4 protein-coding genes are annotated in these 2,227 nt (G+C 74.0%); 2 read left to right on the forward strand and 2 right to left on the reverse strand.

All coding sequences use genetic code 11. The features are described from left to right. Nucleotides 1-327: amidohydrolase family protein (locus G5C65_RS35840; RefSeq protein ID WP_165303228.1), on the reverse strand; the 327-nt coding region annotated here is incomplete at its 3' end. Nucleotides 328-562: 235 nt separating this feature from the next. Here G5C65_RS35840 and G5C65_RS35845 point away from each other — a divergent pair. Beyond that, the gene (locus G5C65_RS35845; protein WP_165303229.1) at nt 563-1,369 is read left to right on the forward strand and encodes an IclR family transcriptional regulator; all 807 of its coding nucleotides are present in this window, start codon (nt 563-565) and stop codon (nt 1,367-1,369) included. A gap of 43 nt (nt 1,370-1,412) precedes the next feature. On the opposite strand, the gene G5C65_RS35850 is transcribed toward G5C65_RS35845, so the two are convergent. After that, nucleotides 1,413-1,760: a DUF5955 family protein gene (locus G5C65_RS35850; protein WP_338146826.1), complete on the reverse strand. Its 348-nt coding sequence runs from the start codon at nt 1,758-1,760 to the stop codon at nt 1,413-1,415. A 150-nt stretch (nt 1,761-1,910) separates the two neighbouring features. Here G5C65_RS35850 and G5C65_RS35855 point away from each other — a divergent pair. Then, nucleotides 1,911-2,227, forward strand: a 317-nt coding sequence (locus G5C65_RS35855) for a nucleotidyltransferase family protein (protein ID WP_165303230.1), incomplete at its 3' end; no start/stop codon positions are given.

A 2,227-nucleotide genomic window follows, 5' to 3' on the forward strand; every position in this document is an offset into this window, starting at 1 on the left:
GGTGGTGGGCGGGAGGGAGTTGAGCGGCATGTCGAGCAGGGTGGTGATGCCGCCCGCCGCCGCGGCGCGGGTGGCGGTCCAGAAGCCCTCCCACTCGGTGCGGCCCGGGTCGTTCACATGGACGTGGGTGTCGACCAGGCCGGGCAGCAGCGCGTCGTCGCCCACGTCCACCAGCTCGGCGCCGGGCGGCACGGGCGCGGTGTGCGGCAGCACGTCCGCGACGGTGCCCTCGGCGGTGACGGTCACGGCGGCCGGGCGTACGCCGTCGGCTGTGACGGCGCGCCGGGAGCGCAGGACGCGGACGACGCCGGACGGGGATCCGCTCACACCGACCTCCTTCAACAGAAAGTTGAAAAGATCCTCGCCGTGCGGACCGGGGCCGTCAAGACCCGGCACCCTGGATAAGTCCACAGGATGGAACTACGCTTCCGGTATCCAGAACGCTGCGGGAGATCCCCGCCGGTCACACGCCCGGAGCGGATAGCATGCGGACAACCGCCGGGCAGCCTCCGACTCCGGGACCGTCTCCGGGGCCAACTCCGGTAAACGAGAGGAACGCGACGTGCCGCCGTCCGCAGAACAGAAGACCACGGCCCCCGCCGCGGGCCCCGCTCAGGGCTCCGCCGGCGTCCAGTCCCTGGCCAGGGCCTTCGACCTCCTGGAGCGCATGGCAGACGCCGGGGGCGAGGTCGGACTGAGCGAGCTGTCGGGCACCAGCGGACTGCCGCTGCCCACGATCCACCGGCTGATGCGCACCCTGGTCTCCTGCGGCTACGTCCGCCAGCAGCCCAACCGGCGGTACGCGCTGGGTCCCCGGCTGATCCGCCTCGGCGAGAGCGCCTCCCGGCTGCTGGGCAGCTGGGCCCGCCCGTATCTGGCGCGGCTGGTGGAGGAGACCGGCGAGACGGCGAACATGGCCCTGCTCGACGGCGACGAGGTGGTCTACGTCGCGCAGGTGCCCTCCCGGCACTCGATGCGGATGTTCACCGAGGTCGGCCGCCGGGTGCTGCCGCACTCCACCGGCGTCGGCAAGGCGCTGCTCGCCGCCACCCCGGACGAGGAGGTGCGCGCCCTCCTCACCCGTACGGGGATGCCCGCGGCGACCGAGAAGACGATCACGACGCCCGAGGGCTTCCTGGAGGCGCTGGCGACGGTCCGCGAGCGGGGGTATGCGACGGACGACAACGAGCAGGAGGTCGGCGTCCGGTGCATCGCCGTCGCCGTCCCCGACGCGCCGACGGCCGCCGCGCTGTCCATCTCCGGCCCGGCGGGGCGGGTGACGGACGCGGCGACGGACAAGTTCGTGCCGGTGCTGCGGGAGGTCGCGCGCGAGCTCTCGGGGGTCCTTGCGAGCAACGGCCCGGCCTGAGGCGTTCCGCGCCCCTGCCGGGGCATGTCCAGAAAGCGCCCGCTCAGCGTGGTGTGACGCCGAACAGGGCGATGGCGGCGCGGACCTCGGCCAGGGCCAGGGACAGCGCGCTGACCGAGCCGAGCGCGGCGGTCAGCCGGAGGAGGGCGCACCGGAGGGTCTCGACGTCCAGGCCGCCGGAGTCGACCGCCTCGCCCAGCGCCTCCAGTTCGCGCTCCGCGACCCGGCGGTCGCGTAACTCGGCCGGATGTGTGTCCAGCTCACGGCGCAGCCGGACGACCGCCCGGCGCAGCGCCTGCTCGCGCGGGCCGTACGGAACGCCCCCGCCGCCGCGGGGCGCCGTCGCTGCCGCCCCATTCCCCACCGTCTCGCTCTGCACGCTCTCCCCCACACGGGCCGCTCTCCGGCACTCCCCACAAGTGCCCACTCGTCCCCGTGAGTTGGTCAGGCTCTTCAGGGTTCGGACAGTAAACGCCACTCTCCGTGCAGCGCGCCACACGTGGGGCGAAATCCGCGGCGGATTTCCTGCTATCCAGAAGGTATGACGGAGAAGGTCCAGACCGAAAGCGGCATCGCCGGACTTCTACTGGCCGCCGGGGGCGGCCGGCGGCTCGGCGGGCGCCCCAAGGCGCTGCTTCCGTACCGGGGCAGGCCGCTGGTGGAGCACGCGGTACGGGTACTGCGCGAGGGGGGCTGCGCCCCGGTGTATGTGGTGCTGGGCGCGGCGGCGGAGGAGGTATGGGAGCGGGCCCGGCTCCCCGGCGCCGTCCTGGTCGACAACCCGGGGTGGCCCGCGGGCATGGGCACCTCGCTGCGGGCCGGGCTGGCGGCGCTGGAGGAGGCCGGGCAGCGGGGCGG

Origin of the sequence: Streptomyces boncukensis (assembly GCF_011045075.1) — a bacterium.
GTDB classification, from domain to species: Bacteria; Actinomycetota; Actinomycetes; order Streptomycetales; family Streptomycetaceae; genus Streptomyces; species Streptomyces boncukensis.